35 protein-coding genes are annotated in these 24,217 nt (G+C 48.2%); 1 reads left to right on the top strand and 34 read right to left on the bottom strand.

Annotated features, from left to right (window positions below):
* The 6 genes from B4E62_RS15690 to B4E62_RS15665 all read right to left on the bottom strand — a co-directional run bounded on the left by B4E62_RS15690 (position 1) and on the right by B4E62_RS15665 (position 6,594).
* Positions 1-1,158: an ABC transporter permease gene (locus B4E62_RS15690; RefSeq protein ID WP_310073189.1), complete on the bottom strand. Its 1,158-nt coding sequence runs from the start codon at positions 1,156-1,158 to the stop codon at positions 1-3.
* A gap of 2 nt (positions 1,159-1,160) precedes the next feature.
* Positions 1,161-1,895, bottom strand: a complete 735-nt coding sequence (locus B4E62_RS15685) for an ABC transporter ATP-binding protein (protein WP_310073190.1) — start codon at positions 1,893-1,895, stop codon at positions 1,161-1,163.
* Between the two features lie 186 nt (positions 1,896-2,081).
* Positions 2,082-3,302: an efflux RND transporter periplasmic adaptor subunit gene (locus tag B4E62_RS15680; RefSeq protein WP_331352693.1), complete on the bottom strand. Its 1,221-nt coding sequence runs from the start codon at positions 3,300-3,302 to the stop codon at positions 2,082-2,084.
* Between the two features lie 216 nt (positions 3,303-3,518).
* On the bottom strand, positions 3,519-4,436 hold the full coding sequence (locus tag B4E62_RS15675) for a transporter substrate-binding domain-containing protein (protein WP_331352692.1): 918 nt from the start codon (positions 4,434-4,436) through the stop codon (positions 3,519-3,521).
* A 112-nt stretch (positions 4,437-4,548) separates the two neighbouring features.
* Positions 4,549-5,103, bottom strand: a complete 555-nt coding sequence (gene ssb, locus B4E62_RS15670) for a single-stranded DNA-binding protein (protein WP_310073195.1) — start codon at positions 5,101-5,103, stop codon at positions 4,549-4,551.
* Positions 5,104-5,202: 99 nt separating this feature from the next.
* The gene (locus tag B4E62_RS15665) at positions 5,203-6,594 is read right to left on the bottom strand and encodes an MFS transporter (RefSeq protein WP_331352691.1); all 1,392 of its coding nucleotides are present in this window, start codon (positions 6,592-6,594) and stop codon (positions 5,203-5,205) included.
* A gap of 233 nt (positions 6,595-6,827) precedes the next feature.
* Between B4E62_RS15665 and uvrA the strand changes: the two genes are divergently transcribed.
* Entirely contained in the window at positions 6,828-9,692 is a 2,865-nt protein-coding gene (gene uvrA, locus B4E62_RS15660) for an excinuclease ABC subunit UvrA (RefSeq protein ID WP_331352690.1), read from the top strand.
* A 388-nt stretch (positions 9,693-10,080) separates the two neighbouring features.
* On the opposite strand, the gene rplQ is transcribed toward uvrA, so the two are convergent.
* From rplQ to rpsJ, 28 genes are all read right to left on the bottom strand, one after another.
* Positions 10,081-10,473, bottom strand: coding sequence for a 50S ribosomal protein L17 (gene rplQ, locus B4E62_RS15655; protein WP_331352689.1), 393 nt, complete (start codon positions 10,471-10,473; stop codon positions 10,081-10,083).
* A gap of 138 nt (positions 10,474-10,611) precedes the next feature.
* Positions 10,612-11,598 carry a DNA-directed RNA polymerase subunit alpha gene (locus B4E62_RS15650; RefSeq protein WP_331352688.1) on the bottom strand — a complete coding sequence of 329 codons (987 nt, stop codon included), beginning with the start codon at positions 11,596-11,598 and terminating at the stop codon, positions 10,612-10,614.
* Positions 11,599-11,624: 26 nt separating this feature from the next.
* Positions 11,625-12,245, bottom strand: a complete 621-nt coding sequence (rpsD, locus tag B4E62_RS15645) for a 30S ribosomal protein S4 (protein ID WP_133684982.1) — start codon at positions 12,243-12,245, stop codon at positions 11,625-11,627.
* 13 nt (positions 12,246-12,258) lie between these two features.
* Positions 12,259-12,654 carry a 30S ribosomal protein S11 gene (rpsK, locus tag B4E62_RS15640; protein WP_062059529.1) on the bottom strand — a complete coding sequence of 132 codons (396 nt, stop codon included), beginning with the start codon at positions 12,652-12,654 and terminating at the stop codon, positions 12,259-12,261.
* Positions 12,655-12,710: 56 nt separating this feature from the next.
* Positions 12,711-13,067, bottom strand: a complete 357-nt coding sequence (gene rpsM, locus B4E62_RS15635) for a 30S ribosomal protein S13 (RefSeq protein WP_310073208.1) — start codon at positions 13,065-13,067, stop codon at positions 12,711-12,713.
* A gap of 244 nt (positions 13,068-13,311) precedes the next feature.
* A complete protein-coding gene (rpmJ, locus tag B4E62_RS15630; RefSeq protein ID WP_039912586.1) occupies positions 13,312-13,428 on the bottom strand; it encodes a 50S ribosomal protein L36 in 117 nt (38 codons plus the stop codon).
* Positions 13,429-13,450: 22 nt separating this feature from the next.
* On the bottom strand, positions 13,451-14,788 hold the full coding sequence (secY, locus tag B4E62_RS15625; protein WP_310073214.1) for a preprotein translocase subunit SecY: 1,338 nt from the start codon (positions 14,786-14,788) through the stop codon (positions 13,451-13,453).
* 10 nt (positions 14,789-14,798) lie between these two features.
* Entirely contained in the window at positions 14,799-15,233 is a 435-nt protein-coding gene (gene rplO, locus B4E62_RS15620) for a 50S ribosomal protein L15 (RefSeq protein WP_062059523.1), read from the bottom strand.
* A gap of 1 nt (position 15,234) precedes the next feature.
* A complete protein-coding gene (gene rpmD / locus B4E62_RS15615; protein WP_133684979.1) occupies positions 15,235-15,420 on the bottom strand; it encodes a 50S ribosomal protein L30 in 186 nt (61 codons plus the stop codon).
* A 35-nt stretch (positions 15,421-15,455) separates the two neighbouring features.
* On the bottom strand, positions 15,456-15,965 hold the full coding sequence (rpsE, locus tag B4E62_RS15610; RefSeq protein WP_062059518.1) for a 30S ribosomal protein S5: 510 nt from the start codon (positions 15,963-15,965) through the stop codon (positions 15,456-15,458).
* Positions 15,966-15,974: 9 nt separating this feature from the next.
* Positions 15,975-16,325: a 50S ribosomal protein L18 gene (gene rplR, locus B4E62_RS15605; protein WP_062059515.1), complete on the bottom strand. Its 351-nt coding sequence runs from the start codon at positions 16,323-16,325 to the stop codon at positions 15,975-15,977.
* Between the two features lie 9 nt (positions 16,326-16,334).
* Positions 16,335-16,868: a 50S ribosomal protein L6 gene (gene rplF / locus B4E62_RS15600; protein ID WP_331352687.1), complete on the bottom strand. Its 534-nt coding sequence runs from the start codon at positions 16,866-16,868 to the stop codon at positions 16,335-16,337.
* Between the two features lie 13 nt (positions 16,869-16,881).
* Entirely contained in the window at positions 16,882-17,274 is a 393-nt protein-coding gene (gene rpsH, locus B4E62_RS15595) for a 30S ribosomal protein S8 (RefSeq protein WP_133684976.1), read from the bottom strand.
* 30 nt (positions 17,275-17,304) lie between these two features.
* Entirely contained in the window at positions 17,305-17,610 is a 306-nt protein-coding gene (gene rpsN, locus B4E62_RS15590) for a 30S ribosomal protein S14 (RefSeq protein WP_062059503.1), read from the bottom strand.
* A gap of 9 nt (positions 17,611-17,619) precedes the next feature.
* Positions 17,620-18,159 carry a 50S ribosomal protein L5 gene (gene rplE / locus B4E62_RS15585; protein WP_062059501.1) on the bottom strand — a complete coding sequence of 180 codons (540 nt, stop codon included), beginning with the start codon at positions 18,157-18,159 and terminating at the stop codon, positions 17,620-17,622.
* A 6-nt stretch (positions 18,160-18,165) separates the two neighbouring features.
* Positions 18,166-18,483, bottom strand: coding sequence for a 50S ribosomal protein L24 (rplX, locus tag B4E62_RS15580; protein WP_062059499.1), 318 nt, complete (start codon positions 18,481-18,483; stop codon positions 18,166-18,168).
* A gap of 32 nt (positions 18,484-18,515) precedes the next feature.
* Positions 18,516-18,884 carry a 50S ribosomal protein L14 gene (gene rplN / locus B4E62_RS15575; protein WP_007644480.1) on the bottom strand — a complete coding sequence of 123 codons (369 nt, stop codon included), beginning with the start codon at positions 18,882-18,884 and terminating at the stop codon, positions 18,516-18,518.
* A 39-nt stretch (positions 18,885-18,923) separates the two neighbouring features.
* Positions 18,924-19,190 carry a 30S ribosomal protein S17 gene (gene rpsQ, locus B4E62_RS15570; protein WP_310073241.1) on the bottom strand — a complete coding sequence of 89 codons (267 nt, stop codon included), beginning with the start codon at positions 19,188-19,190 and terminating at the stop codon, positions 18,924-18,926.
* Between the two features lie 2 nt (positions 19,191-19,192).
* Positions 19,193-19,384, bottom strand: a complete 192-nt coding sequence (rpmC, locus tag B4E62_RS15565; RefSeq protein ID WP_310073243.1) for a 50S ribosomal protein L29 — start codon at positions 19,382-19,384, stop codon at positions 19,193-19,195.
* Positions 19,384-19,797, bottom strand: a complete 414-nt coding sequence (rplP, locus tag B4E62_RS15560; protein ID WP_039912571.1) for a 50S ribosomal protein L16 — start codon at positions 19,795-19,797, stop codon at positions 19,384-19,386. The genes rpmC and rplP overlap by 1 nt, the downstream gene beginning before the upstream one ends.
* A gap of 12 nt (positions 19,798-19,809) precedes the next feature.
* Positions 19,810-20,490 carry a 30S ribosomal protein S3 gene (rpsC, locus tag B4E62_RS15555; protein WP_078045161.1) on the bottom strand — a complete coding sequence of 227 codons (681 nt, stop codon included), beginning with the start codon at positions 20,488-20,490 and terminating at the stop codon, positions 19,810-19,812.
* 11 nt (positions 20,491-20,501) lie between these two features.
* Entirely contained in the window at positions 20,502-20,834 is a 333-nt protein-coding gene (rplV, locus tag B4E62_RS15550; protein ID WP_007644463.1) for a 50S ribosomal protein L22, read from the bottom strand.
* Positions 20,835-20,846: 12 nt separating this feature from the next.
* Positions 20,847-21,125, bottom strand: coding sequence for a 30S ribosomal protein S19 (rpsS, locus tag B4E62_RS15545; RefSeq protein ID WP_039912567.1), 279 nt, complete (start codon positions 21,123-21,125; stop codon positions 20,847-20,849).
* 34 nt (positions 21,126-21,159) lie between these two features.
* Positions 21,160-21,987 (bottom strand): 50S ribosomal protein L2, encoded by an 828-nt coding sequence (gene rplB / locus B4E62_RS15540; protein ID WP_310073252.1) that lies wholly within the window; start codon positions 21,985-21,987, stop codon positions 21,160-21,162.
* 13 nt (positions 21,988-22,000) lie between these two features.
* Entirely contained in the window at positions 22,001-22,297 is a 297-nt protein-coding gene (gene rplW / locus B4E62_RS15535; RefSeq protein ID WP_310073254.1) for a 50S ribosomal protein L23, read from the bottom strand.
* Positions 22,294-22,908, bottom strand: coding sequence for a 50S ribosomal protein L4 (rplD, locus tag B4E62_RS15530; protein WP_062059487.1), 615 nt, complete (start codon positions 22,906-22,908; stop codon positions 22,294-22,296). Before rplD ends, rplW begins: the two co-directional genes overlap by 4 nt.
* A gap of 20 nt (positions 22,909-22,928) precedes the next feature.
* Positions 22,929-23,573 (bottom strand): 50S ribosomal protein L3, encoded by a 645-nt coding sequence (gene rplC, locus B4E62_RS15525; RefSeq protein ID WP_310073255.1) that lies wholly within the window; start codon positions 23,571-23,573, stop codon positions 22,929-22,931.
* Positions 23,574-23,677: 104 nt separating this feature from the next.
* On the bottom strand, positions 23,678-23,989 hold the full coding sequence (gene rpsJ, locus B4E62_RS15520; RefSeq protein WP_007644456.1) for a 30S ribosomal protein S10: 312 nt from the start codon (positions 23,987-23,989) through the stop codon (positions 23,678-23,680).
* Between the last annotated feature and the right edge of the window lie 228 nt (positions 23,990-24,217).

Below are 24,217 nucleotides of genomic sequence, written 5' to 3'. Positions count from 1 at the left end.
TTAACGCCTCCGCAGTGCTGCAACTATGTTGAGCTGCAAGCCTTGCAGCGCGGGAATAATGCCGGTAAGTAAGCCAAATAAAAACATCAGGCCGACCCCGAACAGCATCATGGTGGTTGATAAATTTAATCCAGGCAGCGTGGCCGCCAAGGATTCAGCTGCGCCGCTGATAAAAAATTTCGCCAAAAATAATCCAGCCAAACCTCCAATTAATGAAATCACTATGGCTTCTGCCAATACCATGATCATCACTGCTTGATCAGAAAATCCAAGCGTTTTTAGAATCGCCAATTCCGGAATCCGCTCGCGGAACGATTGCGCCATAGTATTGCCTGCGACTAACAACATCGTAAAAAACACCGCCCCCAGAATCAGCGTAGTGATTAATCCTATATCGCCGAATTGTTTAGCAAAGGATTTGGCAAAATCTTTTTCGCTGCTGGTTTTGGTTTCAGCGGGAGAATTTGCAAAGAGCGCATCCACTGCCGCTGCTACCTGCGCCGCTTGTTTGGGGTCCTTTACGCGGATAATTAACCAGCCCAAATCGCCTTTACCGTATTGACGCGCCTCATCAAAATAATCGTAGTGCATCAGCATAGCGCTGGTGTCAGCACTTTTGCTTTTCGCCTCATAAATTCCCTCGATTACAAATTCCCATGTTGTACTACCCCCCTCGCGAGGAAACATACCCATCAGCGGAATGCGATCGCCAATTTTCCATTTGAATCGATCAACCAAGGCTTTGCCAATAACAACGCCGATACGATTTTTCTTCCATGCCTGCATCTGCGCTTCCGGCAAGGTGATCATTTCTTTGTAAATTTCAAAATAGTCTTCGGCAACAATGGGGAATTGTGGAAACTGGTTTTTGGGATCCTGGTAGTAACCACCAAACCAGTTGGCGGAAGTTGCCCTGTCCACCCCCTCCAATGCTTGTACCTTTGGCAAATAAGCCTCTGGCAACGCCTGGATCAAACTGATTTTATTAATACTGACCAAGCGGTCTTCACCCGCAATTTCAGCCCCCTGATCAAAAGCCGCCGCCAAACTGCGGAGCAAACCAAATAATAAAAAGGCAATCATGATCGATAGCACTGTCAAAATGGTGCGCGCTTTTTTGCGCCCGAGATTACTCAATAAAAATTGTAAGTAATACATGATTAGTGCCCCGTATCAGTAACGCGGCCATCGTTAACCAATGCACCCTTGTCCATATGCAATATGTGACGTGCATGATCTGCCGCGCGCGGATCATGGGTCACCATGATGATGGTTTTTTGTTGGCGCTGATTCAGTGTCTGCAATAATGAGAGAATTTCATCGGCAGTCGCGCGATCCAAATCACCAGTGGGCTCATCACATAATAATAAATCCGGATCGCTCACCAATGCGCGTGCAATCGCTACGCGCTGCTCCTGGCCACCCGACAATTCACTCGGATAGTGTTTGGCGCGATTGGAAAGCCCAACCAGTTCCAATGCGGCCGCCACATGGTGTTTGCGCTGTTTGCTTGATAAATTTGTGAGCAGCAAAGGTAATTCGACATTTTTTTCAGCGGTTAGAACCGGCATCAAATTGTAAAACTGAAAAATAAAACCCACGTGACGCGCGCGCCATTTGGTGAGTTGCGATGACGACATTTGATCCAGCCGCTGGCCGCCAATTATTAATTCACCTGCACTGGGCTTATCCAGACCACCGAGTAGATTTAGCAAAGTCGTTTTACCTGAACCTGACGGCCCCATTAGAGCGAGAAAATCGCCGCGCCGAATATCCAGATCGAGCTTGGATAATACGTTGACCTGTTCTTTGCCTTTTTTATAGGCTTTGGAAATACCTTTTAATTGCACCAGCAGTTCGCCGGCAGCCTGTGATTGAGTTGCGAGAGCCGTCATAAATCCTCCAGGATGTTAGACCAGAACAAGAGACAAAAAATAAACCGGGACAGCGGTGATGCGGTAATACAGAAACCGATTTTTATTGTTATTCAGTCTCGCTGGCCGCAGTGCAGCCAGCGAAATTTATAGACAAAAGCGGTACAAAAATAGCGACGGGAAACTTACAAAAATGATAGAAAACTATTACAGTTCAACGCGCGCACCATCTTTTAATTCCGGCGTGATTTCCACAACGAAATCTTCACCTGCGCGCAAGCCGCTACCAATATAAATGTCAGTTCCGTAGCTGGCATTTAGCGTCACTTTGCGCAGCTCAGCAACACCGTCTTTTACCACAAAAATAAATTTATCTTCACCTTCAGAGCGCACAGCGGTAATTGGCACGCGCACACCTAATGGCTCTTTCGGTTTTTCTTCTACCACGGGTTCAGCATTCATAAACGCCACTTTCACCCCCATGTCAGGCAGGATGCGTGCATCACTCACCTGAAACCCGATGCGCACCTTTACCGTGGCTTTTTGGCGATCGGCAGTGGGGATAATCGCGATCACTTTCGCCGGAATTTTCCACTCAGGATAAGCTTCCAACACAGCTTGTACAAATTGCCCGTCACGCACGCGCTGGATGTAGGATTCATTCACGTCCACCTCAATTTCCAGCGAGGCCATATCGACAATCGTACAAATACCTGTGCGAGTAAAACCTCCGCCGGCGGATATTGGCGAAATCATTTCACCTGGCTGTGAATCCTTGCTGATCACCACACCGGTGAAAGGTGCGCGCAGGGTAAGGTCATCGAGATTTTGCTGCTGCAATGCCAAACGTTTCTGGCTTACGGCAATGTCAGCTTCGCGCGAATTTAATTGCGCGCGCAGGGATTCAAAATCCGCGCGCGCTTTATCCAATGCTGCCGCGCTGATCAATTGGCGACGCGCCAATTCAGTATTGCGTTCCAAGGTTAATTTCGCCTCAGTCAAGCGCGCTTGTGTTTCGGCGACTTGCGTCTTTGCAGAGTGTAATTCCGCTTTGCTTAACTCCAGCGACTTGCGCGTATTGGAATCATCCAGCAGCGCCACTATTTGGTCTTTCTCAACGCGCTGCCCCTCTTCAATATAAATCTCCGCCACCTTGCCGGTCACCTTGGATGACACTGTTGCAGTACGGCGCGCAACGACATAACCGGTCGCATCCAATACAGTAGCTGACGAGGAATCGGGTACAGCCATACGTGCCATTTCAATCTTCACTTTGACAGGTGCTGGTTCGGTAAAAACGGCCACACCGGCCACTACCAGGGCTACAGCGGCCGCAATACCTATCCATAGACGGGCATTCCCCTCACCATCGGTTTGTTGGTTGCGATCTATACGCAGTTGCGATAAAAGCTCTTCTTTATTCGTCACAATATGCTCTGCTCGTGGTCGTTTGATGTGGAAAATTAACGGTGATTATGCGGTTCATTATCACGCATGACCAGAGCCAGAGCCTAGGGTTTTGAACGTCCAATGCATATCCTTACCTGTGGTGTGTTGTTATGTGAGCAGGATAGCGGGGGAAGCATTGGCTGCAACAGCAGCCAATGTCACAGATATGCGATGACAATTATCACCAGCAAGCGCTTAAAGCGAGGGTTTGAAATCCGCCATTTCGGCGGGCAGGATCGGATTCTTCAGCTTGATCATAGCGCGCGCAGGCAAATTAACTGCCGCCAAATCGACGGCAAAATAGCGATTGAAAATTTTATCCAGCTCGCCGTTAGTGCTGATAATTTGCAGACCTTCAGTCACGCGTGCGGCCAGGGCTTTATTGTCAGGATTAACGTAAAAAACGAGCGGAAATGGATAAAACACTAACAGGGAGGAATCCACGATCAACTTCCCAGATTTCGCGGCGCGCTCGCTAAATACACCAGTGACTTCATTAGCACCAAAGGTTACATAATCAAATTCATTGTTTTCCAAACGGGTGAAAAGATCATCAAAACTGCCCTTCTCTTCCACCTTGTAGCCATTGTGGCGAAACAATTCAGCATCGGCCCAGGTGCTGGGAATTCCCATACGCAGCTGTTGTAATTGTTGAGCGGATTTAATTGTGACAAATTTTTCTTTATCGGCGGCGCGAATAATTAAGATTCGATAGCCCAACAAACCTTTCATCAGCGGCAGCGGAATCAGGATTTTCTTTTCATTCGCCAATTTGGCATTACCTGCGACTGTGCCGAAAATATCAAAACCTTTACTGCGGAAAACGCTGGCCTCATCCGCAGCGAGCGGATAATCCGTCAGGCTCTCTTGCAGTTGCCATTGGCCGTGTGATGCCTTAGTTGCATTGAGTGCGGCCTCCAATATCTCGCGCTCGTACTGCTGGCGCGATGCTGTTTTGTTGCCGTTCCATAGCTTTATCGGTGTCACTGCATCAGCACTTGAGGATTGCTCTGGCGCTGCGAATGCACCAAGACTGACACACCCGATTAGCGCAAGCGCGATCAGATTTCTTATGCTTAACAAAATGGAACTGGTTTGATCTTGAGCCGACATAGTTGAATCTCCCGATAATTATTATTGATTGAATACACAGCATCGAAAACGAAACAGGGCGCAGCTTGATTCAAGCGCGCCCTGTTAACGATAACAAAATGTTCGCAATTCGTCAGAAGGGAATATCGTCATCAAACGAGTCGAATCCCGCAGGTTGTTGCGGTGGAGTATTTTGTTGGGGCGCCGCCTGTTGTGGCGCGCGCGCTGGCTGTTGGCCGCCCTGGCTGTAACCGCCTTGCGTGGGAGCGTTGTTGTATTGCGGAGTCTGGTCAAAACCACCTGCCAAAGCCGCTGCACCCATTCCTGCACCACCCATACCCGTGTTTTCGCCGCGGCCATCGAGCATTTGCATTTCGCTCGCGACGATTTCGGTGGTGTAGCGATCAGTGCCGTCTTGCGCCTGCCATTTGCGGGTGCGCAATGAGCCTTCGATATATACCTTGGAGCCTTTCTTTAGATATTCGCCGGCAATCTCACCCAGGCGATTAAAAAATACCACACGGTGCCACTCAGTACGCTCTTGCGGTTGACCGGTATTTTTGTCCTTCCATGTTTCCGATGTCGCTACGCTGACGTTGGTGACCGCGCCGCCGGAGGGCATATATTTCACTTCGGGGTCTTGCCCGATATTGCCGATCAAAATTACTTTGTTAATACCACGAGCCATAATGAATTCCTCTTGATTTACCGTGTATTCGCCTTCTGTTTTTGTACTTCAGCGACTTTCAAGTTAAGGGTTATTGCCCCCTGCGGGGCGTCGGACACTTTACACCACTTCATCCACAATTGCCGCCAGTTGTTTACGATCTACGCGGCGCTGGTCAACCTTCAGATAAACGGTATTTTCCGAGGCGACTATCACCACTTCAGCCACTCCGTCTACCGCGCGCAATTTATCCGCCAGTGTTTGATGGTCTTGCCCGCGCAAGGGGATAAGTACGCTGGCAAGGAAGTGCGGTGGTTTCATCGACCACGCGACCGCCAACCAGACCAATACCAGCAGCGCATTAAGCAGAAACACCGCGTTGGCACCCTGATGCTGGAGCAACCATCCGCCCAAAGCGCCGCCGCCAAATACGCCCAATACCTGGCAGGTCGAGTAAATACCGGTAGCTGTACCCTTGGCACCGGCGGGTGCAATCTTGCTCACCATCGAGGGCTGGGTCGCCTCTAGAATATTGAAGGCGATAAAGAAGACAAACAGCACCAGTAGCGCAAATACACGGCTGGACGACACCAGCATCAACGCCAGTTCGGCAATCAGTAAGAGCATGACAGCGATCAGGAATACGCTTTTAATCTTGCGCCGTTTCTCGGCGATGATCACAAACGGCAGCATCAACACAAAAGCGAAGGCAAGCAATGGGAAGTAGATCAAACCGTGATATTCGCGCGCTATCTGCAACTGGTCTTGCAGCATTAACGGCAGCACCACAAAGCTCGACATCAACACAAAATGCAGGACAAAAATCCCCAAATTCAAGCGCAATAATTGTGGATGCTTGAGCGTTGCGCCCAACAAGCTGGGCACCGCCACTGCCTCGCGTTTGGATGTCGTAGTCTTGGCGACATCGGGCACCAGTTTCAGCAGGATATAAATACCAACCAATCCCAGAATGGCCGTCAGCCAGAAGATCGCACCAACCCCACCCCAGGCAGCGAGCAATGGCCCAGCGGTCATCGCCAAGGAGAAGGATACGCCGATAGACGCGCCTATAGTCGCCATCGCCTTGGTGCGGTTTTCATCGGAAGTGAGGTCGGTCAGCAGCGCCATCACCACTGCCGATATCGCCCCGCCCCCTTGCAGGAAACGACCGAGAATCAACCCGTAGACTGAATCAGCCAACGCGGCGACAACACTGCCCAACACAAAAATAATCAGACCCACAAGGATCAGGGGCTTGCGCCCGATACGATCCGACAAAACCCCAAACGGAATCTGCAGCAGCGCCTGGCTAAAACCATAGGCCCCCAAGGCCAATCCCAGCAGGAATGGGCTATGGTGGGCATATTCAGTGCCGTAAAGTGCCAGTACCGGCAGCAGCATAAACAGGCCGAACATACGGAAGGTGTAGAGCGCGGCGAGCGAGTGCACCACTTTGCGTTCAAAGGGCGCTGGCGCAGAGATGTTGATCTCGGTAGGAACAGGATCTTGCATGGCGAATGGCCGTCGATAGGTGTCAGCAGTCAATAGAAGTCAGCGATTAAGACATCAATTATTCAAAGGGCGCCAGTGTACCAACTAGTCCGCCTCGCAACCTATAAATCCTGCGCAAGATTGCATTAAATCCATTTACCAAGACTTACAGAAGATTGACGCCCTACTGACATCTGCTGGCAATCTATTCACGTATAATCGCTCGTTTTGAATGCCTTGGCGGATTGCAGTACATGGACAAAATTATTGTTAGGGGTGCACGCACCCACAATCTCAAAAATATTGATCTCGATATCCCGCGCGACAAGCTTGTAGTCATCACCGGACCGTCTGGTTCAGGCAAGTCATCACTAGCGTTTGATACGCTCTACGCTGAAGGCCAGCGCCGCTATGTGGAATCCCTTTCCACTTACGCACGCCAGTTTTTGTCGATGATGGAAAAGCCCGATGTCGATCACGTTGAAGGCTTGAGCCCGGCGATTTCCATCGAACAAAAATCCACATCGCACAACCCTCGCTCCACCGTGGGCACCATCACCGAAATCTATGATTACTTGCGCCTGCTCTACGCACGCGTGGGCGAAGCGCGTTGCCCGGAGCACGGCGCTCCTCTGACCGCACAAACTATTAGCGAGATGGTGGACACAACATTGGCATTGCCTGAAGGCACTAAGTTAATGCTGCTGGCGCCGGTGATTCGCGACCGCAAAGGTGAGCATCTACATATATTTGAACAACTCAAGCGAGACGGTTTTATCCGCGCTCGCATCGACGGCATTCTCTGCGATCTGGATGACACACCCAAGCTCGATAAGAAAAAGAAACACACCGTTGAAGTGGTCATCGATCGCTTTAAAGTGCGTGAAGATTTGAAGCTTCGCTTATCTGAATCGTTCGAGACAGCGCTGAATTTATCGGAAGGTATCGCCTGTATTAATTACATGGATGGCGAAGCACCTGACCGTTTGTTTTCATCCAAACACGCTTGCCCTATTTGCGATTACAGCCTGACCGAACTCGAACCGCGCCTTTTCTCCTTTAACAACCCCGCCGGCGCTTGCCCGACTTGCGACGGATTGGGCGTACATCAATTTTTTGATGAAGACAAAGTAATTCAGGACACGGCGCTGAGCCTTTCTGAAGGTGCGATTCGCGGCTGGGACAAACGGAACGTCTACTACTTCCATATGCTCGCCTCGCTCGCCAAACACTATGCGTTTGATGTGAATACGCCCTGGGCAAAACTCAAAGCCAAACAGCGCGATGCTGTGCTCTACGGATCGGGCGAAGAAATTATTGAATTTAATTACATCAATGATCGTGGCGATGTGTACAAACGCAGCCACAGTTTTGAAGGCGTACTGACCAATATGGAGCGCCGCTATCGCGATACTGAGTCCAACTCGGTACGCGAAGACCTGACCAAATTTTTATCCAGCCAGCCCTGCCCAGAATGTGAGGGCACGCGCCTGCGGATTGAAGCTCGCAATGTGTTTATCGACGAGCGCCCACTGCCCAAGATTACTGAAATGCCGGTCGCCGATGCCTACGACTACTATATGAAGCTGGCGTTTACTGGCCGCAAAGCTGGCATCGCCGATAAGATCCTCAAAGAACTACGCGACCGCTTCCGCTTTTTGGTGGATGTCGGCCTGAACTATCTGACGCTCAACCGCAGTGCTGAAACTCTTTCTGGCGGAGAAGCCCAGCGTATTCGCCTCGCCAGCCAAATCGGCGCCGGCTTGGTTGGGGTAATGTACATCCTCGATGAGCCGTCAATTGGACTGCATCAGCGTGACAATGAACGACTCTTAAAGACTCTCACCCATCTGCGCGATATCGGTAATACCGTGATTGTGGTTGAGCATGATGAAGATGCAATTCGCCAGGCCGACCATGTGATTGATATTGGCCCAGGAGCTGGTGTGCACGGCGGGCAGGTTATCGCGCAAGGCAATGTCAAAGCCATTATGGCGAATAAAGACTCGATCACCGGACAGTACCTGAGCGGCACCAAATCTATCGCTATCCCCACCAAGCGTAATCCTTTTGATAAAAAGCAGGTTCTGCGGCTCGTCGGTGCCAAAGGTAATAACCTGCAGAATGTGACGCTGGAAATTCCTGTGGGACTAATGACTTGCGTGACTGGTGTATCCGGGTCGGGCAAATCCACGCTCATCAATGCAACCCTTCATCCCTTGGCGGCCACAGCACTTAACGGTGCTTCAACACTAACACCAGCACCCTACGACTCGATCGAAGGCATGGATTTATTTGATAAGTGTGTGGATATTGACCAAAGTCCCATCGGCCGCACACCGCGCTCCAACCCCGCCACATACACCGGCATCTTTACGCCCATCCGCGAGTTGTTTGCAGGCACCCAGGAATCTCGTTCTCGAGGATACCAACCGGGTCGCTTCAGCTTTAACGTAAAAGGCGGCCGTTGCGAAGCCTGCCAAGGCGACGGGGTCACCAAAGTAGAAATGCATTTCCTGCCTGATGTCTATGTGCCCTGTGATGTTTGCAAAGGCAAACGCTACAACCGCGAAACACTGGATGTGAAGTACAAAGGCAAAAATATCAACGAAGTGCTGGGCATGACTATCGAAGATGCGCGAGCTTTTTTTGATGCAGTACCCGCCATTGCCAATAAATTGCAAACATTGATCGATGTGGGGCTTTCATATATTTGCTTAGGGCAATCAGCAACAACATTGTCGGGCGGCGAAGCACAGCGGGTAAAACTGGCGAAAGAACTATCCAAGCGCGACACAGGCAAAACACTTTATATTTTGGATGAGCCCACCACTGGTTTGCATTTTTACGACATCCAACAATTACTCAATGTACTACATCGCCTGCGCGATCACGGCAATACAGTAGTGGTAATCGAACATAACCTGGACGTGATTAAAACGGCAGACTGGGTAGTGGATTTAGGGCCGGAAGGCGGCAGTGGCGGAGGTCAAATTATTGCGACGGGAACACCGGAAGATATCGCCCAACTGGCAAATTCACACACTGGACGATTCCTTGCTCCAATGCTCAGGGTAACTAATAGGAAGTCAAAACCAAGCAAGGCAACAAAAGCCTAGCGCATCAAAAAGAAAAATAGGGGCTTTGCTTCCTGCAAGCCCCATTGCTTCCTGCGTGGGCAAACCGATCATCATGATCGGACGGCATCCTGCCTCGCTGTCTTCACTTCCCTAGAAAAGTCTCATCCTAAAACTTAATCCTCTAACCAACACATCCTGTCCTGATTAGCATCCCTGTGACTGCTATTTTAGCGATTTACCGCCCGCAAAAAAGTCGGCAATTGCTGAAAGTCTTGTGCGACATTGACCATAGACATCAACGTAAAAACATTTACCAATAGACACAAAGATAGCTTCAGGCAACTAAGAAATCATTTAGGACCTTTAGCCGAAAAAGCAAAAAGGCCAAGCATCTCTGCTTGGCCTTTTTGTTGGAACCGGTAAAAACTTATTCAGCGTCTACAGCAGCTTCAAGAGCTTTAGCTGGGCGCTCAACCAACTCAACATAAGCCATTGGCGCTTTATCACCAGAGCGAAAACCACATTTCAAAATGCGAACGTAGCCACCTGGACGAGTGTTATAACGTGGGCCGAGCTGGCTGAACAACTTACCTACAGCTTCTTTGTTGTTCAAACGTGCGAATGCCAAACGACGGTTAGCAACGCTGTCTACCTTAGCCAAGGTAATCAAAGGCTCTGCAAAACGGCGCAGCTCTTTTGCTTTTGGCAAAGTAGTTTTAATCAATTCATGCTCAACCAAAGAAATAACCATGTTGCGAAACATAGCTTTACGGTGAGAAGCATTACGGCCTAATTGACGACCAGTTAATTTATGACGCATAGCAAATATCCTTCAAAATGGATTGCTAGGAGCAATCTCGTTAATCACCCGCACCGAAGTGAGTTCACGGATGAACTAATAATAAAAAATCATGGGCAAATATCGATAACCTGATACTTGCCCATGATTTCGTGGTTTTTAGTCGTTTCTCAAACTGGCTGGAGGCCAATTTTCCAAACGCATACCGAGCGACAGACCGCGCGAAGCTAGTACATCTTTGATTTCGGTAAGAGATTTTTTACCCAAGTTTGGTGTTTTCAACAGCTCCACTTCAGTACGCTGAATCAAATCGCCAATGTAGTAAATATTTTCCGCTTTCAAGCAGTTTGCTGAACGAACAGTAAGCTCAAGATCATCAACCGGACGCAATAGAATTGGATCAATAGCCTCTTCTTTTTGCTCTGGAGCTGATTGTTTTTCACCTTCGAGATCAACAAACACAGCAAGCTGTTGCTGCAGGATGGTTGCTGCACGACGGATAGCTTCTTCAGGATCAATGGTACCGTTGGTTTCCAGATCCAAAATCAACTTATCCAAGTCAGTACGTTGCTCAACACGAGCACTTTCAACACTGTAAGCCAAACGCTTAACCGGGCTGAAGGATGCATCCAACTGCAAACGACCAATTGCACGGCTTTCATCATCATCACGACGACGACTATCAGCTGGCTGATAACCGCGACCGCGAGCAATGGTCAAGCGCATTTTCAATTCAGTATTGCCAGTGATATTCGCAATCACATGATCAGGATTTTTAATCTCCACGTCATGATCAACTTGAATATCAGCAGCAGTAACAACGCCTGGGCCTTTTTTGGTCAGGGTAAGAACCGCATGATCCTTACCGTGCATAATTACTGCAACACCTTTGAGATTCAAAAGGATTTCAATTACATCCTCACGAACACCTTCAATAGCGCTGTACTCGTGCAATACACCTTCGATTTCCACTTCAGTAATGGCACAACCTGCCATTGACGAAAGCAGAATACGACGTAAGGCATTGCCTAAAGTATGTCCAAAGCCACGCTCCAGAGGCTCCAAGACCACGCGAGCGCGGGTTGGGCCACTTTCTGAAACATCGATATGACGCGGAGTTAAAAATTCGTTTACTGCAGTCTGCATAGCCACACCTGTTAGCGGTTCGTCCCTTACTTGGAGTAAAGCTCGACGATGAGGTTCTCGTTGATGTCAGCAGGTAAATCAATGCGATCAGGAACGCGTTTAAATACGCCTTCTTTTTTCTCGCTATTTACATCAACCCACTCAACATTGCTGCGCTGACCAGCCAAATTCAATGCGTTTTGAACACGCAATTGCTTTTTGGCTTTTTCACGCACAGCAACTACATCACCAGCACCCACTTGGAAAGAAGCAACATTAACAGTTTTACCGTTAACGCTAATTGCCTTGTGAGATACCAATTGACGTGATTCAGCGCGGGTTGAACCAAAGCCCATGCGGTACACAACGTTATCCAGACGGCACTCAAGCAGTTTCAACAAGTTTTCACCGCTTGCGCCTTTACGACGAGCAGCTTCTTTGTAGTAACCACGGAATTGTTTTTCCAGAATGCCGTAAATACGACGAACTTTTTGCTTTTCGCGCAGCTGCACACCATAGTCTGACAAGCGACCACGACGTTGGCCATGCTGGCCAGGAGCAGTTTCAATTTTGCATTTTGAGTCTAACGCACGCGCACCACTTTTCAGAAAAAGATCAGTGCCTTCACGGCGAGACAGCTTACAGGTAGGTCCAATATAACGAGCCATTTTCTACTCCCCCTTATACGCGACGTTTCTTCGGCGGACGACAGCCGTTGTGAGGAATCGGCGTAACGTCAGTAATGTTAGTGATTTTATAACCAACATTGTTAAGTGCACGAACAGCAGATTCGCGACCCGGGCCTGGGCCCTTAACTTCGACGTCGAGGTTTTTCAAACCATATTCTTTTGCCGCTTCACCAGCACGCTCAGCAGCGACCTGAGCAGCAAAAGGAGTACTTTTACGTGAACCACGGAAACCAGAACCACCGGAAGTCGCCCAAGCAAGTGCATTGCCTTGACGATCAGTGATAGTCACGATGGTATTGTTAAAAGAGGCGTGGATGTGCGCTACGCCATCAATCACCGTCTTTTTAACTTTTTTCTTGGCTGTGGTTTTATTACTTGGCTTAGCCATAGCAATTTCTTCCTACTAATTTGTTACCGTAAGTGAATGAAAGTCGTAAGCAAGAATTACTTCTTAATAGGCTTACGTGGGCCTTTACGGGTACGAGCGTTCGTTTTGGTGCGTTGACCACGAAGCGGCAAGCCACGGCGATGGCGCAGGCCACGGTAGCATCCCAAATCCATCAAGCGCTTAATATTCATAGATATTACACGACGCAAGTCACCCTCTACGGTGCGCTTAGCAACCTCAGCACGAATAGCATCCATCTGGTCCTCTGACAAAGTGCCGATTTTTACATCTTCAGCAATGCCAGTAGCAGCACAGATTTGCTTGGCTGTGGTACGGCCAATCCCATATACATAAGTCAATGAGATAACGGCGTGTTTGTTATCTGGTATGTTTACACCAGCAATACGAGCCATTCAAATTACTCCAGTAACACATAAATTGCAGCGTTGACAGCGTAAGCACCACCCTCGCCCCTGAACAAAAGGCGCGCAGAATAGCCTCAAATACACCAAAAAGCAATAGCCGGGCAATTTCTTACCCGACGACAGTCAACGCCCCCCAGTTGGCAATACTTAATATTATCGACACTCAAAAGAACAGGCAGGGAACCACTTAAATGGCGCACCTGCCTGGATCTCGACGCCGAAGCGTTAAGTATTAGCCTTGACGCTGCTTATGACGCGGCTCAACGTTGCAGATTACACGCAGAACACCGTTGCGACGTACCATTTTGCAGTTGCGACAAATCTTTTTAACAGAAGCACGAACTTTCATGATTCAACCTCAATATCGCGGATTAGCGCGCGTTCCCGCTGCCATATCCTTTCAAATTTGACTTCTTCATCAATGATTCATATTGATGAGACATCAAGTGAGCCTGGACCTGAGACATAAAATCCATCACCACAACTACAACAATCAATAGTGAGGTTCCACCCAAGTAGAATGGCACACCAGTGGCAACTACAAGGAACTCAGGCAACAAGCAAACTGCCGACATATAGATAGCACCAACCACAGTTAAGCGAGTGAGCACGCTATCAATATATTTAGCGGAATGCTCACCGGGACGAATGCCCGGGATATAAGCACCCGACTTTTTCAAGTTATCTGCCACTTCTTTCGGATTAAACATTAATGCCGTGTAGAAGAAACAGAAAAACGTTATTAGTCCAGCAAAAAACAGAATATACAGTGGCTGACCTGGCCCAAGGTTAAGCGCTATCTCCTGCAACATTTCGTTTACTACCCCCTCACCGCCTTGCCCAAACCATTGAGCAATCGATGCAGGGAATAACAAAATACTACTGGCAAAAATCGCAGGAATTACACCAGCCATGTTAATTTTTAATGGCAGATGGCTGCTTTGGGCAGCATAACCTTGGCGACCTTGCTGGCGCTTGGCGTAGTTGATTGTGATGCGGCGTTGGCCACGCTCAATACGAACTACAAACCAAATAACAGCGATAGCAAGAATACTGACAATCAACAAAGCGATAATATGCAAATCACCCTGCCTCGCACTTTCAAACGCCTGACCTATCGCACTCGGCATACCTGCAACAATTCCAGCAAAGATCAGCATGGAAATACCGTTACCAATACCACGCTCGGTAACCTGTTCACCTAACCACATCATGAATACTGCACCGGTTACCAAAGAAACCACTGCAATAAAGTAGTAAGAAAAACCAGGCTCTCCGCCGAACGCATAGGAGGAAAAACTTACCGCCATTGCCAATGCTTGAACGCTTGCCAAAACCACTGTGAAGTAGCGAGTGTACTGGTTGATTTTACGACGACCAGCATCACCTTCTTTCTTCAATTGCTCCAATGAAGGAGTAACTGCCGTTAGCAACTGCATAATAATCGATGCAGAAATATAAGGCATGATACCTAAGGCGAGAATACTCATCCGCTCCAAGGCGCCACCGGAGAACATGTTAAACATGCCCAAGATAGTCCCTTGATTTTGATTAAACAGATTTGCAATTCGCTCTGGATCTAAACCTGGCACTGGTATGTGAGTACCAATACGATAAATCACTATTGCCAGAAACAAAAAGCGCAGGCGAGCCCATAGCTCGCCCAAGCCTCTTTGATTTGCTAATGGCAGATTACCTGGAGTTGCCATTCGCGCCTCGTTACTCTTCTACTGTTCCGCCAGCGGCTTCAATCGCTGCTTTAGCACCTTTAGATACAGACAGGCCCTTAACAGTGACAGCTTTTTTGACTTCGCCTGAAGCGAAAATCTTGGCACGTTTGATTACAGAACTAATCAAACCTGCTTGTTTCAGAGTCTCGATATCAACAACTGAACCTTCAACAGCATTCAATTCTGATAAGCGGATTTCTGCAGTAACCAAGCCGATACGTGAAGTAAAGCCGTATTTAGGCAGACGGATTTGCAAAGGCATTTGACCGCCTTCAAAACCTGGTCTCACAGAGCCGCCGGAACGAGATTTCAAACCTTTATGACCACGTCCAGCAGTTTTGCCTAAACCACTACCGATACCGCGACCAACACGTTTTTTTGCATGAGTACTGCCCGGTGCCGGGCTAAGGGTATTCAGACGCATCTTATTCTCCCTCTACCTTAACCAGATAGTTAACTACGTTAATCATGCCACGAACTGATGGAGTATCTTCTACTTCAACAGTGTGACGGATGCGACGCAGGCCAAGACCTCTAACACAGGCTTTATGGCTCTCCAGACGATGAGCAGTGCTCTTAATCTGGGTCACTTTAATCATTTTCTTAGACATGGTGAATTCCGCCTTCTAGTAATCGAACAAGTCGATTAGTTCAGAATATCTTCAACACTTTTACCGCGTTTGGCAGCAACGGCTTCCGGAGAAGTCATTTCTTTCAAGGCATTAAAAGTGGCACGAACTACGTTAACCGGATTGGTAGAGCCGTAGCACTTGGACAGAACGTTCTGAATACCGGCAATTTCGAGTACGGCGCGCATAGCACCGCCAGCGATAACACCAGTACCTTGTGAAGCTGGTTGCATGTAAACCTTGGACGCACCATGAGCACCTTTGGTTGGGTATTGAATGGTATCGCCATTCAATTCAACACTGATCATGTTGCGACGCGCAGCTTCCATCGCTTTTTGAATTGCGATAGGGACTTCGCGCGCTTTACCGCGACCAAAGCCAACTTTGCCATTACCATCACCAACTACAGTCAGTGCGGTAAATTGAAAGATACGACCACCCTTAACAGTTTTAGCAACACGATTAACTTGAACTAATTTTTCTTGCAAGCCTTCGTTGTTGTCTTCTTCTTTCTTAGCGTATGCCATATCTCACCTTTAGAATTCCAGTCCGCCTTCACGAGCAGCATCAGCAAGTGCTTTAACGCGGCCATGGTATTTGAAACCACTACGATCAAATGCGACTTGAGTAACACCAGCTGCTTTAGCGCGCTCTGCAATCAGAGCACCTACAGCTTTGGCTGCATCAGCGTTGCCAGTTTTGCCACTGCGTAGATCTTTATCCAGAGTAGAAGCGCTTGCCAATACTTTTGCACCATCACCAGAAATCAGCTGTGCGTAAATATGACGAGGAGTACGATGGATAGATAAACGCGTAACACCTAATTCACGAATCTTGGCGCGGGCACGGCGTGCACGGCGAAGACGGGTTTGCTTCTTATCGCTCATATCCTAGCCCTACTTCTTCTTAGCTTCTTTACGCAGTACTACTTCGTCCGAATAACGAATACCTTTGCCTTTGTACGGCTCTGGTTCACGATATGCACGGATTTCAGCGGCGACCTGACCAAGCAATTGCTTGTCAGTGCCCTTCAGTACTATTTCGGTCTGGCTTGGGGTTTCTACGGTAACGCCTGCAGGGAGAACGTAATTAACCGGATGAGAAAGACCCACAGACAGGTTTACAGTATTGCCTTCTGCTTTAACACGGTAACCAACGCCAACCAGAGTCAGCTTCTTTTCGAAGCCCTGGGTAACACCGCGAACCATGTTATTAACTAGAGCACGGGTAGTGCCTGCTAGCGCATCTGACTGCTTGGCACCATCGCGCGGAGCAAAAGTAAGTACGTTATTATCGTGCTTAACTTCTACGCTCGCGTGAACTTGCAGCGCCAATGTACCTTTGCTGCCTTTAACGCACAGTGACTGTCCGTTAAGAGTGACAGTCACTGCAGCAGGTACTTCAACCGGACTTTTTGCAACTCGTGACATGACGATTTCCCAATTAGAATACTGTGCAGAGGACTTCGCCACCCACGCCAGCGGCGCGTGCAGCACGATCAGTCATTACACCTTTACTGGTAGAAACAATTGCGATACCCAAACCACCGCGAACGGTTGGCAGCGCTGCTTTACCAGCATAATTACGCAAGCCAGGACGGCTCACACGGTCAAGCTCAACAATAACTGGCTTGCCTTCAAAGTATTTCAGGTCAACAGTCAGCTCTTGCTTAGCGCCTTCGCTGATTGAAAAACCATTAATGTAACCCTCATCAGAGAGTACTTTCGCCACGCTTACTTTCAATTTTGAAGAAGGCATGGTTACAGCTGCTTTGCCCACGTTTTGCGCATTGCGAATACGTGTCAGCATATCTGCCATTGGATCTTGCATGCTCATCAGATTCTGCTCCTAAAATTAAGCCGAGGCTTACCAGCTGGCCTTAACCAAGCCGGGGACATCACCACGCATGGCTGCTTCGCGCAACTTGTGACGGCACAGGCCGAATTTGCGGTAAACACCATGAGGACGACCAGTCACGCGGCAACGGTTACGTTGACGAGATGCGCTGGCATCGCGAGGCATTTTTTGCAGTTTGATTTGCGCTTCCCAAACTTGCTCTTCAGTAGATGAAGGGCTGACGATCAACGCTTTCAACTCTGCGCGCTTGGCAGCAAATTTTTTCACGGTTTCTGCACGTTTAACTTCGCGTGCAATCATAGATTTTTTAGCCATGACGTCACCTTAACCTTTGAAAGGGAAGTTAAATGCTTTCAACAGTGCGCGACCTTCTTCATCGGTACGAGCAGTAGTGGTGATACAAATATCCAGACCACGTAAGCGATCTACTTTGTCGTAGTCGATTTCCGGGAAAATAATTTGTTCAGTCACACCCATTGAAAAGTTACCGCGTCCATCAAATTGCTTTGGACTGATACCGCGAAAATCGCGAATACGCGGAATTGCGATAGTAATCAGACGATCCAAAAATTCGTACATACGATCTGAACGCAGAGTTACTTTGCAACCAATTGGCCAATCTTCACGGATTTTAAAACCTGCAATAGATTTGCGCGCATTGGTAACAACCACTTTCTGACCAGCAATTTTCACCAGATCGTTAACGGCGTTATCAAGAATTTTCTTGTCGCCAGTTGCTTCCCCAACACCCATGTTAAGAGTTATTTTGGTAATGCGTGGAACTTCCATCACATTTGCCAAGCCCAACTCAGCTTTGAGTTTAGGGGCGAGTTCTTTAACGTAAAGCTCTTTTAACCTAGCCATGTTTCATTACGCCCCTAGGGTTTCGCCATTGGATTTGAAAACGCGAACTTTATCGCCATTTTCAAGCACTTTGAAACCTACGCGGTCAGCTTTCTTTGTTGCCGGATTGTAAATGGCAACATTTGAAGCATGAATCGCAGCTTCTTTTTCAACGATTCCACCAGCAACGCCCAATTGTGGGTTTGGTTTTTGGTGCTTCTTGATCATGTTGATGCCGCTTACAATCAAACGATCTTCGGCCAATACGCGAACTACTTTACCGCGCTTGCCCTTGTCACGTCCGGCGACAACAATCACTTCGTCATCACGTTTAATTTTACGCATTTATCTGCCCTCGACTCTTTAGCGTAAAGTGCTTACAGCACTTCAGGAGCCAAAGAAATGATTTTCATAAATTTCTCGCCGCGCAACTCACGAGTTACGGGTCCGAAAATACGGGTACCAATCGGAGCATCTTGGTTATTCAGCAGTACGGCAGCATTATCGTCAAACTTGATTAATGAACCGTCTTGACGACGCACGCCTTTTTTGGTGCGTACAACAACTGCCTTCATTACTTGGCCTTTCTTCACCTTGCCGCGAGGAATTGCTTCCTTAACGGTCACTTTGATGATGTCACCAACCGCCGCATAGCGACGGTGAGAGCCGCCAAGAACCTTGATGCACATGACACGGCGAGCACCGCTGTTGTCAGCAACATCTAAGTAGCTTTCTGTTTGAATCATCGTCCGTCTCCGAAACTGACTTACAAAAGCGCGGAAGTCTTAGACTTCTGAAGCGCGCTCTTCTATTTTCACTAAAGACCAGGTCTTGGTTTTCGACAGGGGACGCGACTCAGAAACAGTCACTATATCGCCAGTCTTGCACTCGTTATTTTCATCGTGAGCATGAAGCTTGGATGATTTAGTAGAGTACTTGCCATAAAGCTCATGCTTTACACGACGCTCAATCAACACGGTGATGGTTTTATCCATCTTATCGCTGACAACTTTGCCAGTCAGTGTACGAGCCACTTTAGTTTCTTGAGTCATCGTTACTTACCTGCCTTTTGACTAAGCGCCGTCTTGATGCGAGCGATGTCTTTGCGAGCTTGCGTAAGCAAGTGCGATTGGTTCAATTGACCAGTTGATGCTTGCAAACGCAACTTGAACTGCTCTTTCAATTGTTCCAACAAGACGCCATTCAGCTCTTCGACGGATTTTTCGCGGAGTTCTGAAGCTTTCATCACATCACCGAACGTTTAACAAATGTTGTTGTAATTGGCAATTTAGCCGCAGCAAGAGCGAAGGCTTCACGAGCTAATTCCTCGCTTACACCGTCCATCTCATAAAGAACCTTGCCAGGACGAATTTGCGCTACCCAGTATTCAACACCGCCTTTACCGCTACCCATACGAACTTCGAGTGGCTTAGCTGTAATCGGCTTATCGGGGAACACACGGATCCAGATTTTACCGCCACGCTTAACGTGACGAGTCATCGCACGACGTGCTGCTTCGATTTGACGCGCAGTAATGCGACCGCGACCAGTTGCTTTCAAGCCAAAATCACCAAAGCTAACTTTGGAGCCACGCTGGGCCAGACCGCGGTTGCGGCCTTTCATCTGCTTGCGAAACTTTGTACGCTTAGGTTGTAACATGATGCGTACCCCTTACTTGGATTTAGCGGCTTTTTTCTTGGACGCTGCTTCGGTTTCAGTAACGTCACCGATAACTTCGCCTTTGAAAATCCACACTTTCACACCAATGATACCGTAGGTGGTGCTCGCTTCTGCTGTTGCATAATCGATATCTGCACGCAAAGTGTGCAGAGGTACACGACCTTCGCGATACCACTCACTACGAGCGATTTCGGCACCACCCAAGCGGCCACCCACTTGGATTTTGATACCTTCAGCACCTTGACGCATTGCGTTTTGTACCGCGCGCTTCATTGCACGGCGGAACATTACACGACGCTCTAATTGCTGAGCCACGCCTTGTGCCACTAAAGCTGCATCCAAATCGGGCTTGCGAATCTCTTCAATATTAATATGAACAGGCACGCCCATTTGCTTGCTTACTTCAGCGCGCAACTTATCAACATCTTCGCCTTTTTTACCAATCACAATACCTGGACGGGCAGTGTGAATAGTAATGCGCGCAGTATTAGCGGGGCGTTCAATATCAACGCGGCTAACTGACGCACTAGCAAGCTTGTCTTGAATGTACGCACGCACTTTCAAATCGATGTTGAGTTTGTCTGCGTAATCGGTGCCATCGGCATACCAAATAGAAGTATGCTTTTTGATGATCCCCAGACGAATACCGTTTGGATGTACTTTCTGACCCATAACGCGCTCTCTTACTTATCGGCTACTTTAACGGTGATATGACAAGTACGTTTGGTAATACGATCAGCACGGCCTTTGGCACGTGGCTTAATGCGCTTCAGGCTTACGCCTTCATCGACAAAAATCGTTTTTACTTTCAACTCATCAACATCAGCGCCTTCGTTGTGCTCAGCATTTGCAATTGCAGATTCGAGCACTTTCTTGATGATCTCTGCGCCTTTCTTGGTGCTAAAAGCCAGGATATCAAGCGCGTCTTCAACGCCTTTACCGCGAATTTGATCAGCAACCAAACGCGCTTTTTGCGCCGACAGACGAGCACCGCTTAATTTTGCTGCTACTTCCATCGTATACCTCGATTAGCGTTTTTTCGCTTTCTTATCAGCGGCATGGCCACGATAAGTGCGAGTTGCTGCAAATTCGCCAAGCTTATGGCCAACCATTTCTTCGTTAACCAGGACCGGAACATGCTGACGCCCATTGTGCACAGCCAAAGTCAAACCCACCATTTCCGGCATAATCATGGAACGGCGCGACCAAGTCTTAATTGGACGACGATCATTACTCGCGATCGCAGCTTCGACCTTCTTAATCAGGTGAAGATCGATAAAAGGACCTTTTTTCAGTGAACGTGGCACTGTCTCTTCCTCTATTCAGCTGTTAAGTCGGCGCTTATTTCTTATCGCGACGACGAACAATCATGTTATCGGTGCGCTTGTTTTTGCGCGTTTTGTAACCCTTGGTTGGAGTACCCCATGGTGAAACTGGGTGACGTCCGCCAGAAGTACGGCCTTCACCACCACCCATTGGGTGATCTACCGGGTTCATCGCAACACCGCGAACAGTAGGACGAATGCCAAGCCAACGTTTGGCGCCAGCCTTGCCCAATGAACGCAAATTGTGCTCACTGTTAGAGACTTCACCCAGAGTTGCGCGACAATCACTCAACACTTTACGCATTTCACCGCTGCGCAAACGCAAAGTTGCGTAAGCACCATCGCGCGCCACCAGCTGGGCCGAAGCACCAGCAGAACGAGCAATTTGAGCACCCTTACCAGGCTTAAGCTCAACACAGTGAATTACACTACCCAACGGGATGTTACGGATTGGCAGAGCATTGCCTGGCTTGATAGCCGCAGCGTTACCCGACTCAATTTTGTCACCAGCGCTCAAACCTTTGGGCGCAATGATGTAGCGACGTTCACCATCTGCATAACATACGAGAGCAATATAAGCAGTACGGTTTGGATCGTACTCAATGCGCTCAACAGTTGCAGGGATGCCGTCTTTATTACGACGGAAATCAACTACACGGTAATGTTGTTTATGGCCGCCACCAACATGGCGAGTAGTAATGCGACCGGTATTGTTACGACCACCTGACTTGGATTTTTTATCCAACAGAGGAGCGTAAGGATCACCCTTGTACAAATCCGGATTGACAACTTTTACTACAAAGCGGCGACCTGGAGAGGTTGGTTTACATTTTACAATTGGCATTGCAACAATCCCCTTACTCAGCTACCGCAAAGTCGATTTCTTGACCTTGCTCAAGACGTACATACGCTTTTTTCCAATCGCTTCTCTTGCCGATTCCGTAGCGTGTACGCTTGGTTTTGCCTTTAACGTTCAATACATTTACTGATTCAACTTTAGCGTTGAACAATGCTTGAACTGCGGCTTTAATTTCCACTTTATTAGCATCAGCCAATACTTTGAAAACCACTTGGTTACTAGTCTCACCGGCTGCAGCTGACTTCTCAGAAACCACAGGACCTAGCAACACTTTATAAATGCGTTCTTGGTTCATCCCAGGATCTCCTCGAATTTTTTCAGAGCAGGAACAGTAACGATTACCTTGTCAAAACCGATAAGACTTACAGGATCAACACCCTGCACATCGATCACACCAACCTTGTACAGGTTGCGCGATGCAAGAAACAAGTTTTCACTCATCTCTTCGGTAATAATCAAAGCATCAGTCAAATTAAATTGAGCCAGCTTTTGAACTAAAGATTTGGTTTTTGGCGCATCCACATCAAAGCTTTCAACCACAATCAAACGATCCTGACGATTTAATTCGGACAGGATGCACTGCAGTGCAGCACGGTACATTTTCTTGTTAAGTTTTTGCTCGAAATTACGTGGCTTAGCAGCAAAGGTAGCACCACCGCCACGCCAAATTGGGCTGCGGATAGTACCAGCACGCGCGCGACCAGTACCCTTTTGACGCCATGGCTTTTTGCCACCACCAGACACTTCAGCACGAGTCTTTTGCGCTTTAGTACCTTGACGAGCACCAGCCATATAGGCAACAACTGTTTGGTGAACCAGGTCTTGATTGAACTCTCTACCGAAGGCAACTTCAGATACAGAAACTGTACCCTGGGCACCACCGGGACTAACAATTTTTAATTCCATGGTCGATTCCCCTCGGATACTTAACCGTTAGTGCGCGCTTTAACAGCAGGACGCACAATAACGTCGCCACCTGGAGCACCAGGAATAGCACCCTTAACAAGAAGCAGATTGCGCTCAGCATCGACACGGACAATCTCTAGGTTTTGAACGGTTACACGCTCAGCACCCATATGACCAGCCATTTTCTTGCCTTTGAATACGCGACCTGGAGATTGACACTGGCCGATAGAACCCAGTACACGGTGCGAACGGGAGTTACCGTGAGTCGCATCTTGCATACCGAAATTCCAGCGTTTAATACCGCCAGCAAAACCTTTACCTTTAGATGTGCCAGTAACATCAATTATTTGACCTGCAGAGAAAGACTCAACAGTAATTGTTGCACCAACTTCGAAAGCTTCTTGAGCTTCGTTACGCAACTCCCAAACACCGCGACCTGCCTCAACATTAGCTTTGGCAAAGTGACCGGCTTCGGACTTGGTAACACGGGAGGCACGACGAGCACCAATAGTTACCTGCACAGCAGAGTAGCCATCAGTGTCTACGCTTTTAACCTGAGTGATGCGATTAGGCTCAACCTCAATCACAGAGACAGGAATGGAAACACCATCATCGGTAAATACACGAGTCATACCGCTTTTGCGGCCGACAATACCAATCGTCATTTTACTAACCTCTATAGTGTACGGGGCTTTTACCCGCTATGGCCGCCCATTTCAGAGCGTTACACAGTTCGGACACCCAGTGCGCCCGAACCTTAAACATTTACTTAGCCGAGACTAATTTGGACTTCAACACCAGCAGCCAGATCCAGCTTCATAAGTGCATCAACAGTTTTTTCAGTAGGCTCAACAATATCCAGCAAACGCTTATGTGTACGGATCTCGTATTGATCACGCGCGTCTTTATTCACGTGCGGAGAAATCAATACAGTGAAGCGCTCTTTACGAGTCGGCAGCGGAATCGGACCGCGCACTTGAGCACCTGTACGCTTTGCTGTTTCAACGATCTCTTGGGTAGAGGCGTCAATAAGCTTGTGATCAAAAGCCTTCAGGCGAATTCTAATGCGTTGATTCTGCATGTGAACCAAACTCCAATTGTTTGTTTTAAAGAACTTCCAGTGCGCAAGGATAAAAGTACCCCGGCAAAAGGAGGCGCAATTCTAAGGGCGACTTAGTGACCTGTCAACAAATAAACAGCATATTTGCGATTATTTGATCACACACTTTACCTCACCCGGATAAATAAAAAGCGGGCCACATGGGCCCGCTTTTTAACAGCCAATATTACTGAAGGATTTTGGCAACAA

It is taken from the genome of Cellvibrio sp. UBA7671 (assembly GCA_002483145.1).
Taxonomy (GTDB): domain Bacteria; phylum Pseudomonadota; class Gammaproteobacteria; order Pseudomonadales; family Cellvibrionaceae; genus Cellvibrio; species Cellvibrio fibrivorans.
This window is presented reverse-complemented; position numbering and strand designations above follow the sequence as displayed.